Annotated in this window: 10 protein-coding genes; 4 read left to right on the top strand and 6 right to left on the bottom strand. The window is 63.1% G+C overall.

Annotated features, from left to right (window positions below; all coding sequences use genetic code 11):
- Window positions 1-109 precede the first annotated feature (109 nt).
- Together bmt and NKI58_RS19595 are read right to left on the bottom strand one after the other, a co-directional pair.
- Window positions 110-1,126 carry a betaine--homocysteine S-methyltransferase gene (gene bmt, locus NKI58_RS19600; protein WP_352568941.1) on the bottom strand — a complete coding sequence of 339 codons (1,017 nt, stop codon included), beginning with the start codon at window positions 1,124-1,126 and terminating at the stop codon, window positions 110-112.
- Window positions 1,127-1,214: 88 nt separating this feature from the next.
- Window positions 1,215-2,057 carry a helix-turn-helix domain-containing protein gene (locus NKI58_RS19595; RefSeq protein WP_352454605.1) on the bottom strand — a complete coding sequence of 281 codons (843 nt, stop codon included), beginning with the start codon at window positions 2,055-2,057 and terminating at the stop codon, window positions 1,215-1,217.
- A 228-nt stretch (window positions 2,058-2,285) separates the two neighbouring features.
- Between NKI58_RS19595 and NKI58_RS19590 the strand changes: the two genes are divergently transcribed.
- Window positions 2,286-3,296, top strand: a complete 1,011-nt coding sequence (locus NKI58_RS19590; RefSeq protein ID WP_352853607.1) for a fatty acid desaturase — start codon at window positions 2,286-2,288, stop codon at window positions 3,294-3,296.
- Between the two features lie 83 nt (window positions 3,297-3,379).
- Window positions 3,380-4,180 carry a phosphate/phosphite/phosphonate ABC transporter substrate-binding protein gene (locus tag NKI58_RS19585; RefSeq protein WP_352454603.1) on the top strand — a complete coding sequence of 267 codons (801 nt, stop codon included), beginning with the start codon at window positions 3,380-3,382 and terminating at the stop codon, window positions 4,178-4,180.
- 109 nt (window positions 4,181-4,289) lie between these two features.
- Here NKI58_RS19585 and NKI58_RS19580 read toward each other — a convergent pair whose 3' ends face one another.
- The 4 genes from NKI58_RS19580 to NKI58_RS19565 form a co-directional block, all read right to left on the bottom strand.
- Window positions 4,290-5,603, bottom strand: coding sequence for a M24 family metallopeptidase (locus tag NKI58_RS19580; protein ID WP_352568998.1), 1,314 nt, complete (start codon window positions 5,601-5,603; stop codon window positions 4,290-4,292).
- A gap of 25 nt (window positions 5,604-5,628) precedes the next feature.
- Window positions 5,629-7,206 (bottom strand): ArnT family glycosyltransferase, encoded by a 1,578-nt coding sequence (locus NKI58_RS19575; RefSeq protein ID WP_352568939.1) that lies wholly within the window; start codon window positions 7,204-7,206, stop codon window positions 5,629-5,631.
- A gap of 88 nt (window positions 7,207-7,294) precedes the next feature.
- A complete protein-coding gene (locus tag NKI58_RS19570) occupies window positions 7,295-9,880 on the bottom strand; it encodes a GcvT family protein (protein ID WP_352786977.1) in 2,586 nt (861 codons plus the stop codon).
- 132 nt (window positions 9,881-10,012) lie between these two features.
- Window positions 10,013-11,590: a trimethylamine methyltransferase family protein gene (locus NKI58_RS19565; protein WP_023676493.1), complete on the bottom strand. Its 1,578-nt coding sequence runs from the start codon at window positions 11,588-11,590 to the stop codon at window positions 10,013-10,015.
- Window positions 11,591-11,799: 209 nt separating this feature from the next.
- Between NKI58_RS19565 and NKI58_RS19560 the strand changes: the two genes are divergently transcribed.
- Window positions 11,800-12,960 (top strand): MFS transporter, encoded by a 1,161-nt coding sequence (locus NKI58_RS19560; RefSeq protein ID WP_352853605.1) that lies wholly within the window; start codon window positions 11,800-11,802, stop codon window positions 12,958-12,960.
- 95 nt (window positions 12,961-13,055) lie between these two features.
- The gene (locus NKI58_RS19555; protein ID WP_352786976.1) at window positions 13,056-15,125 is read left to right on the top strand and encodes a prolyl oligopeptidase family serine peptidase; all 2,070 of its coding nucleotides are present in this window, start codon (window positions 13,056-13,058) and stop codon (window positions 15,123-15,125) included.
- Window positions 15,126-15,167: the final 42 nt, after the last annotated feature.

Raw genomic sequence — 15,167 nt, 5'->3', positions numbered from 1 at the left:
ATAGGGGGAGCCGGCCTACGGGCGGGTGAGGCAGGCCGGCGAGGGAAACCTTGCCGGCCTTTTTTCGCGGCCGCACTGCTTCGCGCGGACTATGTCGCAGACGAAAGCGTCAGGCGCGTCCGCGGCGCCGCTCGCGGCGGGCTTCGCTGGTCTCGGCGGCATTGACCGTAGCCTGCTTGTTGCGCATCGGGCCGATGCGTTCGACGATCTGCTCGACGGTCGGGCGATCCGACTTGGTGTGCGCATCGAGCGCCTTGCGCATGGCGGCGAGGTGCTGGAACGAGGTGCCGCAGCAGCCGCCGACGATTTTGGCGCCGGCATCGACGGCGAGGCGCACATAGTCGGCCATCAGCTCGGGTGTGCCGGAATAGTAGATCTCGGCACCGCGAAATTCGGGAATGCCGCAATTGCCCTTGACGATCACCGTTGCTTCCGGCTTCGCCTCGGTCATGTCGAGCAGCGACGCGAGAATGTCGGAGGCGCCGACACCGCAATTGGCGCCGACACCGAGCGGTGTCTGCGACAGGCCATCGACGACGCCGTGGATGTCCTTCGGCAGCAGTCCCATCATGGTGCGGCCGGCGGTGTCGAAGGAGCCGGTATAGGTATAGGGCAGGCCGACGCGGATGGCGGCTTCGGCGGCGGCGCGGATTTCGTCAGGCGCCGACATGGTTTCGATCCAGGCGACTTCGGCGCCGCCGGCCTTCAGCCCCTCAATCTGCTCGGCAAAGGCTTCGACCGCCTCGTCATAGGTCATGGCGCCGAGCGGCACCAGCAGCTCGCCGGTCGGGCCGACGGAGCCGGCCACGATCACCTTGCGGCCAGCGTTGCCGGCGACGGCGCTTGCGATCTCGGCCGCGCGCTTGTTCAGCGCATAGACGCGGTCCTGCGCGTGGTGCAGCTTGAGCCGATGGCGGGTGCCGCCAAAAGAGTTGGTCAGGATGATGTCGGCGCCGGCATCGACAAAGTTCTGGTGCAGGCTGGTGATGGTGTCGGGCGCGGTCTCGTTCAAGAGCTCGGGAGCCTCTCCGGCCTCAAGGCCCATGGCGAACAGATTGGTGCCGGTGGCGCCATCGGCGAGCAGGACGCCCTTTTCGGCAAGCAGAGCGTCGATCGGATTGGTCATGTGAAATACGCCTTCGCGGAAGAATAACTGAGATAAGGATATAAAGAATTCTTTATGTGCCGTCAATGTCGGCGCGTAGAGCAACCGGTCAAAATCGCATCTCCGCCAGCTTTCGTGTGAAGCTGGCCGCTTCATGCGCGTTGACGTCCGCGGCACGGATCAGATTGTCGAAATGGCTGGTCAGGATGCGGATCGGCTGCGTGGCGTTCAGCACCAGATACATGTCGCCGACGTAAATGGCGGCGCGATAGGGTCCAAAGATGGTGTATGGGATCGAATAGCGCATCCGCCCGTCATAGAGAAACAGGCGGAAGGTGGGATAGAGGTCGTCGAGCAGCGTCGCCATATGGAGGAGCTGCTGGTGGCGGTCGGCCTCCGGAAAGCGGTCCCACACGCCCAGCCCACGCGAGAAGATCTCCAGCGTGTGGCGCGGCATACAGACTTCCATGTCGGTTTCGGGCCGGCGGTTATAGTCGATGCGGTACTGCGTTTCGCCGGCCTGTGCCTCGCGGCTCTTGTTGGCGATGACGGCTTCGTAGTCGACAAGCGCCTCGGTGCGCAGAAGGTCGGGAATGCCGGCCGGCACGTAGCGGATTTTCGTTCCCGCCGCCTCGGCATGCCAGCGAGCCAGCAGCGTGCGGTCGAAGCCGTCCGGCGCCTCCTCGATCTCAAGGCTCTCGCGGATTTCACCGGTGACGCCCTCATCGTGGCTGAGGCCGAGCAGCCAGTCGAGCGAGACTTTGAATTCGGCGGCGATGTTGAGCAGCGTTTCAGCACGGGGAAGGCGGGTCGAGGCGCCGGAGAGCAGCTGCGACAGTGCCGAACGGTCGATGCCAACCGCGGCGGCGAAGGCCGACTGGTTCAAATCGGACCTTGTCAAGAGCATTTTCAGGCGCTCGCGAAAGATCGTCGACAGGTCGCGCTTGTCCAAATCCCTACTCTCCCTGACGTGAGCAAAATTTTGCGCCGAAGCGGTCTACATGGCGTTTCGAGCGTAAATGAATCTACGAGCTTGTTTACAATACATAACATATGCAGCTGAAAATGCGCAATCGCAACAGTTTGTGCGCTTTATCGCGTTGCGCCGACGCAACGCTCCTGACACAATGTTGTCAGGAATCAAACGGGTTCCGGCGACTGGAAGGCAGTGGTCGATAGCATGACGAGCATGGGCAACAGGCGACACGGCGCAGCGACCATCGAATGGCCGACCGTATTTCTCGCACTTCTATGCTACGGCGGCTGGCTCGCTGCCGGCTTTCTGCTCTGGCCATCCTACCCGCTGCGGGCACTCGCCTTTCTGACCCTGATTGCGGCGCTGCAATCCTCGCTGATGCACGAGGTCCTGCACGGCCACCCAACCCGGAATGCGCGGCTCAACGAAGCCTTTGTGTTCCTGCCGATTGGCCTTGTCTGGCCGTTTCGCCGATTCAAGACCATTCACCTGCGCCACCATGCGGACGAGCGCCTGACCGATCCGCTCGACGATCCCGAAAGCTATTACAAGGCGCTCTGGCAGCACGAGGAGCTGCCGTCGGCGATGAAATTCCTGCTGAAGGTCAACAACACGATGATCGGGCGTTTGGTGCTAGGCCCGTGGCTTTCCTGCATCGGCTTTTTCATCGACGACGCCAGGCAGGTTGCCGCGGGCGACAATTCCATCCGCAAGGCATGGCTGCTGCATGCGATCGGCCTCGTCGTGGTGCTGCCTGTCGTGCAGTTCGGCTTCGGCATGCCGTTGTGGCTTTACGTTCTGGTGCCGGTGTGGCTTGGGCAGTCGCTGATTTCGATCCGCACCTACGCCGAGCACCAATGGTCTGAACATCCGGAAGGCCGCACGATCATCGTCGAGCGCTCGCCGCTGTCCTTCCTGTTCCTCAACAACAATCTGCATTTCGTCCATCACAAGAGCCCGACGGTGGCCTGGTACAGGCTGCCGAAGGTGTTTCGCGACCGCCGTGACGAATGGCTGCGGATGAACAATGGCTACGCCTATCCGAACTATTTCGCGCTGCTCAAGGCCTATGCCTTCAAGGCGAAGGAGCCGGTCGTCCATCCCGTGCTGCGGCGCATGCCGGAACCAGGACGCGCATTCAAGCCGCGCGTCAGGGCACGCAGCCTCAATGGGCTTGGCAGCGCACCGGTACCCGCCGAGCCGCCGAAAGAATGATTCTTGCGTTGTTGCAGGCGGTGCCGCGCGGACGACGCTTTCCTGACCTTGTCAATTTCCCCGCATAACGGTCAAATCCCGGCATGAGTGAATTCATTGCGGCTTTGCCGATGTACGACTGGCCGGAAGCGCGGGACGATGTCGACGCGCAATGGGCGCGGCTGCGCGATGCTTTCAGACAAAAAGGCATCGATGCGCCGGAGACGATCATCCGCCGCACCGGCGATTTGCCCCCCGTGCCTGGCGGTATTCGCGATGATCAGGGAAAACCCATCGCGCCCGATCCGGCGACATTGCCGCCGGACGAACTGGATTTTCACCAGCTCTGGCTGCATCCGGCGCTGCTCTTTGCGCAAACCTGCTGGGGACCGATGGAACTCGGCCTGTCGCAGCGTGTCCAGCTCGTCGGCCAGCCGCGTTACGACGCCTTCGAGGGTGGACAGGGCGAACTCTATTCGAGCGCCATCGTCATGAGGGCGGGCGAGGCACCGCCGGCAAGGGCGCCGGCCGACGGCGGTGCCGTCATTCCGCTCGATCAGCTTCGCAGCAAGCGCTTCACCTTCAACAGCCTCGATTCCATGTCGGGCATCATCGCGCCAGCCCGCGACCTGCAAGCATTGGGCGAGAGTTTGGATATCTTTTCCGCGCTGAGCGAAAGCTGTGGGCACCGTGCTTCGATCGTTGCCGTTGCCGAGGGCAGGGCGGACGTCGCGGCGATCGATTGCGAGAGCTGGGCGCTGGCGCAGAGTTTCGAGCCGGCGGCGCAGAAGGTGACGGTCGTCGGCTGGACAAGGCGGCGCAAAGGCTTGCCGTTCATCACGGCCAGGACAACGCCGGAAACGATCGTCGCTGCGATGCGCGAGGCGATCGCCGCGCTCGCATAAAGCGCGTCGCGTTCGGTCGGCCTCATGCGACGCGCTTTAGATTCTTGTTTTATGCATGTCGTTATCGCAAAGCCGCTGCACACTTTTGCGCGACATGCATTAGCGTCGCTCAGCCGCCAAGCAGCCGATTGTCGAGCGGGTAGGTCGAAAGCTTCTCGTTGCCGGTTTCAGTGATCAGGATCTGTTCTTCGATCTTGACGCCTTCGTAGCCGCCAAGCCGACCGATATAGCTCTCGACGCACAGCACCATGCCAGGTTCGAGCACTCCGTCCGGTGTGTCGTCGGTCCAGTCGCTAGCATGCGGCAAAGTCGGGTATTCGTCGGCAAGGCCGACGCCGTGATAGAGCACCCCGTAACGGGCCGGGAAGCAGTCTCCCGGTGGCACTGACGAGCGCTCGACGAGGTCGCGGAACGATATGCCCGGCCGCATCAGCTCCGTGTTGTGGGCGATCTGGTCGGCGGCGATGCGGAACAGGTCGCGCTGCTCCTGCGACGGCGGCGCGTCACCGCAAAGCCAGGTGCGCGAAAGGTCGGCGCAGAAGCCGTAAGGACCGATCAGGTCGGTGTCGAAAGCGACGAGCTCGCCGGCCTCGATCGTCCGCGACGAACACTCCTGGAACCATGGATTGGTGCGCGGACCCGACGACAGGAGCCGGGTTTCGATCCATTCGCCGCCGCGCGCGATGTTGCCGCGATGGAGTTCGGCCCACAATTCGTTCTCGGAGATGCCAGGCCTCAGCGCCTTCTCCATCTCGCCCATTGCCGCCTCGCAAGCGGCGATCGCCCGGCGCATGGCAAGGATTTCGTCGGGCGATTTGATCAGCCGCGCATTTTCCATCACCGCCTCGCCATTGCCGGTCGAGATGCCGAGGCGGGCGAGCTCTTCGATGCCCTCGGGATTGATGTGGTCGACTGCGATGCGGCGATTGCCGCCGCCATGTTCCAATACCAGGTCGGCGATGCCGGCTGCCCAGCGGCGGACTTTTTGACCGGTCAGCTCGCCGCTGTAGAGATAAGCCCACGACACCGCCGGCCGCACCTCGTCGACGACGCCGGAATGATCGGAAAGGTGCTCGCAGGAGAAATAGTCGAACAGCACCACCGGGCCATCGGTGGCAACGAAACAATGCCTGGTCCGATTGTGTGCGACCCAGAGCTGCATGTTGGTTGCGTCGGTGGCATAGCGGATATTGACCGGATCGTAGAGCAGGGCTCCCGCATAGTCGCGGCGCTTCAGCTCGGCGCGGATGCGCTCGAGCCGGTATCGGCGCATGGCGGGCAGGTCAGGAGCAGCAATGCCCGCCGCCTGCCATTCGGCTTCCGCCAGCGCTCCATAGCCCAGCGCATGCTGGTTGAGTTCAGCGGCCTTCAGCTGCGATTTTTTGCGCAGCACATCATTCGAGCCGTCGGGCTCGAACGGCATGATCTTGCGGTGATGACGGGGCCGGTCAGTCGGGTTCCTGTCCACCCTCGGCTCCTCCGCTAACGCCTCCCTTGGGCGCCGTGGCTTCTCCCACCGCCATTCTCTTCAATCTTACATAGGCGCCGGCCCGGGCGGACTTGCCGGTGCCGCGCAACAGCGGAACCATCATTTGCCGTGGTTGGCCGTCCGGCTCATAGCCGGCCGCTTTGAGCTGCTCCAAAATGACCGGACGCGGATCGTCTCGGTCAAGCCAGACGAGTACGGCCGGCTCCTGCATCAGCGTTTCGAAATTAGGCACTTCCTGGTCAAGTGCGAGCAGTTTTTCGTCGACCAACCGCAGGTTTCCGACCCATGCACCATCAGATATTGCGGTTTTGACCGGTCCGTCCGCAGTCAGTTGGCGATAGAGGGCGGGGTAATCCACGCGGATCATCCGCGAGAGGCCACTGGTCCCGTTTATCTGGACGTACCAGGTGGCGGGCGCGAGCAGCACGGCGATGATCGCTCCAGCCGCGATCACCAGGAGCTGCGCATTCCTGCCCCGCGGCGCCAGCCGTTCCATAGTGGCGACGATGGCCAGCGGCAACATGAACAGGACCGGCAGCAGCCAGCGGTCCTTGACCACCGTCACGCCGGTGGCAAGTACAAGTATTGCCAGCATGGCCAAGCCGAGCGCCAAGGTACGCCACAACAGAATTTCCCTTGCCGGACCTTTCGGGAGCCGCTCCGAGAAACGGAACTTCGCCAGCCAGAAAGCCAGGGCGGAAACGAGCACCGGCAAGACCGCGAAATTGAAGGTGCCCATGATAAACTTGCCGGCGCCGACAAAGGCCGCCGCCACGCGCCCTTGTTGCGCGTCTATTCCGAACTTCTCGCCTCTCGACAATAAATCGGCGGGATGCATGAGGCTCCAATAGGTGGTCGGCGCCAGCACCAATATCGCGACCGCTATGCTGATGGCGAACTTCGGATCGAGGATCGCGCTGCGCCATTCGCGCAGCGACAGCACGGCCGCAACAAGGGCCACCACGAGGAAGACATCATTATATTTGGCAAGAATTGCCGCCGCGGTGGCCAGGCCAAACGCCGCATAGGCGATCATGCTTCGCCGCTCGAGAAGATAGGCCATGGCCAGCAGGAGCAGCGAGCAGAAGCCGACGACGGCGACGGAATGCGACAAGGCGCGCTGCGATTCCCAGACGATCTGCGGGATCGTAAACAGTCCGAACATGGCCGCCGCCGCTGTCGCTTTGGTGTAGCCGAACCGCCGCATGGCGGCGAACACGCTGCAGGCGGCAAGGAACAGCACGGAGTATTTGACGAGCTTCAGCGTGAAGATACTGGTGCCGAAAACATGCGCGGCCAGCCAGTTGATCCAGGTGTACAGGGGTGGTTGCGAGCCGCCATATCCAGCCCAGAGATACGGAACATAGATCAGCTGCTCCGCATCATCGATGCCGACGCCGGTTCCCGCCCAAGAGCTCAACAGGGACAGTATGATGGTCTGCAAGGCAAAATAAGCCGCGACCATGACGATCGTTGCCGGGAAGGGGCCGATCCGTCCCTCGGCCAGCCACTCGGCCCATCTCAGATTGTACTTCAATGAAATCTCATCGCCCTTGCCAGCAGAGTGTTGCCGGCTGCGCTAGCATGAAGAGTATGCTCCGCACAATGCGACCGGCTGGCTGCGCCTACGTCCTCATCTTTTCGCCGCTCGGGTCGAAGGGCGGTTCGACATTGATGCGTGCGGGACGCCGGTGCCCGAGGATTTCGATCTCGAACAGGCCGGCGCTCTCGTTCTCGGCAAGCGCTGCCGGTACATAGCCTTGCGCCATCGACTTCTCGACATAATGCGCATAGCCGCCGGAGGTGACCCAGCCGACCACCCGCCAGTCGCCGTCGACAATGCCGCGCACGGCAGACGCGCCTTCGGCGGCGTTCGAGCCGCGCACTTCCTTGCCGCCCGCGTCGAAGCGCGGCGCGCCATAGCCATGCGGCTTTTCCACGGTGCCATAATCCTTGCCGCCGACCTTGGCCCAGATCGGCTCGTCGCCCATGACGTCTGCATCCGCGGCATCGACGATGAAGGAGACACGGCGCAGTTTCGGCCCTTCTGCCTGTTCCTTGGCCGCTGCTTCCCGGCCGATGAAGTCGTTCTTCTCCAGCTTGATGAAGCGGTCCATCGAGCCTTCGAACGGTCCGTAGATCGGACGTAGCTCGCGGAACCAGGTCGGGAAGTTCTTCTCAAGGCGCATAGAGAGCAAAGCCCGCATGCCGAAATCGACAAGCCCAAACTCTTCGCCAGCCTCCTTGATCGCCTTGTAGACCAGGCGCTGGTAGGCAGGCGCCATCCATATCTCGTAGCCGAGGTCGCCGGTGTAGGTGATCCGATTGACCATGCAAGGCGCGCCGCCGACCGCCATCTCGCGGAAATCCATAAAGCGGAAGGCCTTGGTCGAGATGTCGACATCGACCAGTTTCTGCAGCAGGTCGCGGGATTTCGGCCCGGCGATGGAGAGACCGACCAGCGTCTGGTCGAAGCGGTGGATGCGGATGCTTCCATCCTTTGGCAGATGCTTCTCGAACCAGCGCATGTGGTATTTTTGCGCTGCCGAAGAACCCCAGATCATGAAGCGGTCTTCCCCACCCCTTGGGCCCGCCTTGGCGATGGTGAAGTCGCCGATCAGTCTGCCGAACTCGTTCAGCATCGGCGTCAGCACGATGCGGCCGGTCTTCGGCATGCGATTGGTCATCAGCCGGTTGAGAAAGTCCTCGGCCCCCGGTCCGGAGACTTCGTATTTGGCGAAGTTGGCGATCTCGGTGACGCCGACCCTCTCGCGGGTGGCGCGCACCTCCTCGCCGATCGGGCGGAAATCATTGGAGCGGTGGAAGGACACGACGTCCTTCGGCTCCGAGCCTCTCGGCGCGAACCAGAGCGGGGTTTCGAGACCCCAGCTGTCGCCCATGACGGCGTTGTTGGCGAGCATGGTGTCGTAAAGCGGGGTCGTCTGCGCTGGTCTTGCCGCCGGTAATTCCTCGTTGGGAAAGCGGATGGAGAAACGGCGCGAATAATTTTCGCGGACCTTTGCGTTGGTATAGCGCAGCGTTGCCCATTCGCCGAAGCGCGCAACGTCCATGCCCCAGACGTCGAAGCCGGGGTCGCCATGGACCATCCAGTTCGACAGCGCCAGGCCGACGCCGCCGCCCTGGCTGAAGCCGGCCATGACGGCGCAGGCGCACCAGAAATTGGTCAGGCCCTGCACCGGGCCGACCAGCGGGTTGCCGTCCAGCGCGAAGGTGAAGGGGCCGTTGATGATCTGCTTGATGCCGGCCTTTTCGATGCCGGGGAAATGCTTGAAGCCGATCTCGAGCGACGGCGCGATGCGGTCGATGTCGGGCTGCAGCAGCTCGTGGCCGAAATCCCACGGCGTGTTGACCGGCGACCACGGCTTGCAGGCCTTTTCATAAGTGCCGAGCAGGATGCCGTTGCGTTCCTGGCGGGTATAGATCTCGCCCTTGAAATCGAGCACGCCAATCATCTCGCGGCCGGTCGATTTGTTGAATTCCTCGACCTCCGGCATCGGCTCGGTCAGAAGATACATGTGCTCCATGGCCAGCACCGGGAGCTCGACGCCGACCATGCGACCGATCTCGCGCGCCCACAGGCCGCCGCAGTTGACGACATGCTCGGCTTTGACTGTGCCTTGCTCAGTGACGACGTTCCAGGTGCCGTCGACCTCCTGCGTCAGTTCCACGACGCGGTTGCGCAGTACGATCTCGGCGCCTAGCTTCCTAGCGGCCTTGGCATACGCATGGGTGGTGCCGGAAGGGTCGAGATGGCCCTCGACTGGATCCCACATGGCGCCAACGAAATTCGTCTCGTCCATCAGCGGGAACATCGCCTTGGCTTCGGACGGCGTGATCAGTTCGGTGTCCATACCGAGATAGCGGCCCTTGGCGTGGGCGAGCCGCAAGAAGTCCATGCGCTCGGGCGTGTCGGCCATCATCACGCCGCCGGTCAGGTGCAGCGAGCAGGATTGGCCGGAAATCTCCTCGATCTCTTTGTAGAGCTGCACCGTATAGGCCTGCAGCTTGGCGACGTTGGGATCGCCGTTCAGCGTATGGAAGCCGCCCGCCGCATGCCAGGAGGAGCCGGAAGTGAGCTCCGAACGCTCGATCAGCATGATGTCGGTCCAGCCAGCCTTGGCCAGATGATAGAGCACCGAGCAGCCAACGACCCCGCCGCCGATAACAACCGTTTTTGCATGAGATTTCATGAAGATAGATCCGTTTTTGAAGAGATTGAATCGAGTGGGCGGGGCGCGAAAACAAAGCGGAGATCGAATACAGCGATGTTTTCGGCCAGCCTGCCATCAAGACGGAGTGGGGGTCGACTACTCATCAGATGATCAGAAATCGGTCGGCGCGCCGCCTTCGGCCCGGCGCTTGTCGACGAAAGCGTTGAGCTCCTCCCGGATTGCCGGATCCATGTAAGGCTCTTCATAGGACGCCAGCCGTTCCTTCCAGACGCGATTGGCCTTTTCGAGTGCCGTCGGCGACCCGGCCTCCGCCCAACTCTCGAAATTGCGCCAGTCCGAGATAATAGGCGCATAGAACGCGGTCTTGTAGCGGTCCTGCGTGTGCTGGGTGCCGAAGAAATGGCCGCCGGGGCCGACGGACTGTATGGCGTCGAAACCGAGTGCTTCCTCGGAAAGATCGAGCGGCGTCAGGAACTCGGCGACCATCTGCAACAGGTCTATATCGAGGATGGTCTTCTCATAGGAGCAGCGCAGGCCGCCTTCGAGCCAGCCGGCGGCATGCATCATCAGATTGCCGCCGCCCTGGATGGCGCCCCACAGCGAGAACACGCTTTCATAGGCGGCCTGCGCGTCGACCGTGTTGGCTGCGCAGGTGTTGGAGGTGCGGTAGGGGATGTTGTAGCGGCGGGCGAGCTGCCCGCCGACCAGCTGCGCCTTCATATATTCCGGCGTGCCGAAGGCCGGCGCGCCGGACTTCATGTCGACATTCGAGGTGAAGCCGCCGTAGCCGACAGGCGCGCCCTTGCGCACCATCTGCGCGAAGGCGATGCCGGACAGCGCCTCGGCATTCTGTTGCACCAGCGCGCCGGCAATCGTCACCGGCGCCATGGCGCCGGACAGGGTGAACGGCGTCACGATGACCACCTGGCCCTTGCTCGACATCTGGATGATGCCTTCCATCATCGGCACGTCGAGCTTGAGCGGCGAATTGGTGTTGATGATGGTGAATACCGACGGCTCTGCAAGCAACTGCTCATGGCTGATGCCACGTGCGATCCTGGTGATCTCGATGCCGTCGACGTTGCGCTCCTTGCCGAGCGAATAGATATGGAACATCTTGTCGGTCAGCGTGGCGAGGTCACGGATGCATTCGAGGTGGCGCACGGACGGATGGATGTCGATCGGCTCGACCGGATAGCCGCCCGTGCAGTTCAATATGTTGTGCATCTGCGCAAGCTTGAGGAAGTTGCGGTAGTCCTGCTGGTTGCCCGGCCGGCGGCCGCGGTCGACGTCGGAGCAATTGGGCGCCGACGCCATCATCGAGATGATCAGATTATCGCCGCCGAAGCGCACGTTGTGCGCCGGGTTGCGGGCGTGGATGGTGAATTCCGGCGGGCAGTGCGCAACCAGTTCCAGGATCATGTCACTGTCGAAGCGCACCCGCTCGCTGCCTTCGCGGACATCGGCGCCATGCGCCTTCATGATGCGCCGGGCTTCGTCATGCAGCACGTCGACGCCGATTTCCCGCAACACGCGCAGAGAGGCGAGGTGGATAGATTCCAGCTCGTCGTCGGAAACCAGCCGGGTCGGCGCCAGCGGGTTCTTCAACTGCCGAAACGGCGGCTGCTCGAACGCCGCCGATCCGCCGGCACGCTTTCCCGCGCGGCCGCCGCGACGGGCGCGGTCGTTTGCCAATGCAGGTTCGGCGGGCTGAAGGGCGGCGGTCATGATAGTCCTCGTACGCTGCGGCAATGCGGCGGCATAATGGACTGCCGGCCGGCCAGCCATTGCGGAGGCGGCGACCACTAGGACGAGGGAAGCGACATGCCTGAAGGGCAGCCGGAGGGATCGTCAGGCTCTTATTCTCTTCCGGCTGGCGCAAGCGGTTTTCGTTGCCGGTGCTTACCGCGATGACAGCGAAACGCTAGTCCTGCATCATGGACCGGGCGGAACAGGACAGCGGCGAGACAGTGCAATGGGCGGCGATCACCGGCGTGATCGCCACCGTCTCGGTGTTCGCCATCGCGCAAGGGCTGAGCTATCCGCTGTTGAGCTTCATCCTGCAGCGCCAGGGCGTTTCGCCGGCCATGATCGGCCTGTCGGCGGCAATGACGCCGATCGGCTTCATCGTCTCGTCGCCGCTGGTTCCGGCGCTGGCACGGCGTTTCGGGGCAGGGCGCACCGCGCTTACTTGCGCGGCACTTTCCGCGCTGGTGCTGGCGCTGATCGGCTGGACGCAAAATGTCTATCTGTGGTTTCCTCTGCGCTTTTTGATCGGCGCCGTCACCAACCCGCTCTACGTGCTGAGCGAAGTCTGGGTGATCGCACTGGCGCCGCCGGCACGCCGCGGCCGCGTCATGGGCATCTATTCGACCATCATTTCGGCGGGCTTTGCGGCGGGGCCGCTGTACCTGCTTGCGGTCGGCACCGAGGGATGGCCGCCGTTTCTCGTCGGCATCGCCGCATTCCTGTTTTGCGGCGCCTGCCTCGCCTCGGTGCTGGCACGGCTGCCCAAGGTCGACGAGAGCGGGCACCGCGTTTCGGTGCTGGGGTTCGTGCCGCAGGCTTGGCTGTTGTTATCGGCGGTGATCGTGGCGGCCGGTTTCGAACAGGCGGTGCTCGCCTTGCTGCCGGTCTATGGAACGCATTACGGCATCGCCGAAGCGCGCATGTCGGCGCTGCTGTCGGTGATGATCGCCGGCAATATCGCTATGCAGGTGCCGCTCGGCCTGCTGGCGGAACGACTGACGGCGCGGCTGGTGCGGTTCATCTGTGTTTCGATGACGGTGCTGGGATGCGTTCTGTTGCCGGTTCTCATCGAGACGCCGCTGATCTGGCCGTGCGTCTTCATCTGGGGTGCGGTTTCCTACGGCATTTACACGATGTCGATCATTGAACTCGGCGAGCGGTTCACCGGCTCGGCACGGGTCGCCGGCAACGCCGCCTTCTCGCTGATGTGGGGCGTCGGCGGCATCGCCGTGCCGCCGCTGGCGGGCAGCGCCATGGATGTTGTTGGCGCCGGCGGCCTGCCAATGACGCTCGGTGCCATTTGCCTGGCGCTGGCAGTTGTAACGGTCATTCGAAGACGGATGGTGTGAATGCCAGAAAGCCGCCGTTTCTGACGAATGACTTGAATGTAAGCGGCCCCATGTCGATCTTGGCTATGTCGCCACCCGACTCAACCGGAGACCTCATGACCAAATCGAATACCAAGGGCCAGCCGGGTTCGGCCGCCGAAGACCCGTTTCTCTGGCTTGAGGACAGGAGGGGCAAGCAGGCGCTCGACTGGGTGCATCACCAAAATGCAGTTGCGGTCGGGGAGCTGCAGGGTGATCCGTCCTATCAGACGTCGTTCGAGACGGCGCTCGACCTGATGACAGCCGAGGATAACATCGCCGTCGGGGCCGCTATCAACGGCCATGTCTATAATTTCTGGCAGGACCGGACGAACGTACTCGGCGTTTGGCGGCGCACCACCGTCGCCTCTTACAAGACCGACAAGCCGGAATGGCAGACGATCATCGACTTCGACAGTCTGGCGGCGAAAGAGGGGGTGAAATGGGTGTTCAGCGGCGCCAGCCGGCTCTACCCGGACTTCAGCCGCTGCCTGCTCAACCTGTCGCCGGATGGCGGCGATGCCAGCGAGATGCGCGAATTCGATATCGAAAGCAGATCGTTCGTCGATGGCGGCTTTCGCGCTCCTGCCTCGAAATCGAGGTTTAGCTGGCTGGACGAGGACACGGTTATCGTTTCCGCCGCCTTCGAGGAGGACGACAAGACCCAGTCCGGTTATCCGCGCGTGGTCAAGCTTTGGCGGAGCGGCACGCCACTGGAAGCGGCGATGCCGATCTTCGATGCGCTGAAGCAGGATCTTGCCGCCGGCGGGTCCGTCGAATTCGACGGCGACAAGCGTCATGTCTTGCTCGCCCGGACCATCGACTTCTTCGCCTCGCACAGTTTCCTGCGGCTGCCTTCCGGCGAGAACAGGCGCATCCCGTTGCCGGACGACGTCACCGATACAGCGCTGTTCAAGGGCCAGCTCGTCTTCGGCGTGCGTACCCCGTGGACTGCGCCGGACGGCACGCTGTGTAAGCCCGACGGACTCTATTCACTCGATTTCGAGCGCTGGATCGAAACCGGGCTATTCGGATCCCTCGGTACCGTGCTCGAGCCGGCGCACCGTGTCTCGATCGCCGGCATTGCCCGCACGCAGGACCGGCTGTTCATCAATTTGATGGACAATGTGCGCGGCAAGGTCGTCGCCGGCAAGCGCAGCGACAGCGGCTGGGAGTTCAAGCCCGTGGCGTTGCCCGAAAACGGCAATGTCGGCATCAGCCATGCCGAGCATTTCGGTTCCAGCGTCTCCTTCTCCTTCACCGATTTCCTGACGCCGAGCTCGATCATCTGGTCGGACGACAACGCCGCGGGGCTGGCAACGGTGAAGTCGCAGCCGGCGCGTTTCGATGCGTCGTCCCTGGTCTCCGAACAGTTCGAGGCGCGCTCGAAGGATGGCACGATGATCCCGTACTTCGTCGTCAGGAGGCGCGACTTGCAGGGACCCGTGCCGACATTGCTTTACGGCTATGGCGGCTTCGAAGTGCCGCTGCTGCCCGGCTATGCCGGCGTGCGCGGCAGGCTGTGGCTGGAGAAGGGCAATGCCTATGCGCAGGCCAACATCCGCGGCGGCGGCGAGTTCGGCCCGAACTGGCATCAGGCGGCGCTCAAGGCCAATCGCCAGAATGCCTTCGACGATTTCGCCGCGGTCGCGCAAGATCTGGTCAAACGCGGCATCGCCACGCCCGCCACGCTGGGCATCCAGGGCGGATCGAATGGTGGCTTGCTGACCGGCGTCTCGCTGACCCAGCACCCGGAATTGTTCGGTGCAGTGATCATCGACGTGCCGCTGCTCGATATGCTGCGTTACACCGAGCTGCCGCCCGGCGCGTCATGGATGGCCGAGTATGGCGATCCGGCGAAGCCGGAAGAGGCAGCCTGGCTCGCCGCCTATTCGCCCTACCAGCATGTAGACACGGATGCAGCCTATCCGCCGGTGTTGCTGACGACCTCGACCGCCGACGATCGCGTCCATCCCGGGCATGCGCGCAAAATGGCGGCACGGCTGCAGGCGGCCGGCCATGGCAAGACGCTGTTCTTCGAGGAGACCGAGGGCGGCCATGGTGGACGCGGCGACCGGCGGCCGCAGGCCGCACAGGTGGCGATGAAGTACGTTTTCCTGCAGCGGGCCCTGACTGGCACCAATTGACTGGCGTCGCTTGACCGGGACGGCTTGAACTGAGGGCTTGAG

It is taken from the genome of Mesorhizobium sp. M0522 (assembly GCF_040321085.1).
GTDB lineage: Bacteria > Pseudomonadota > Alphaproteobacteria > Rhizobiales > Rhizobiaceae > Mesorhizobium.
This window is presented reverse-complemented; position numbering and strand designations above follow the sequence as displayed.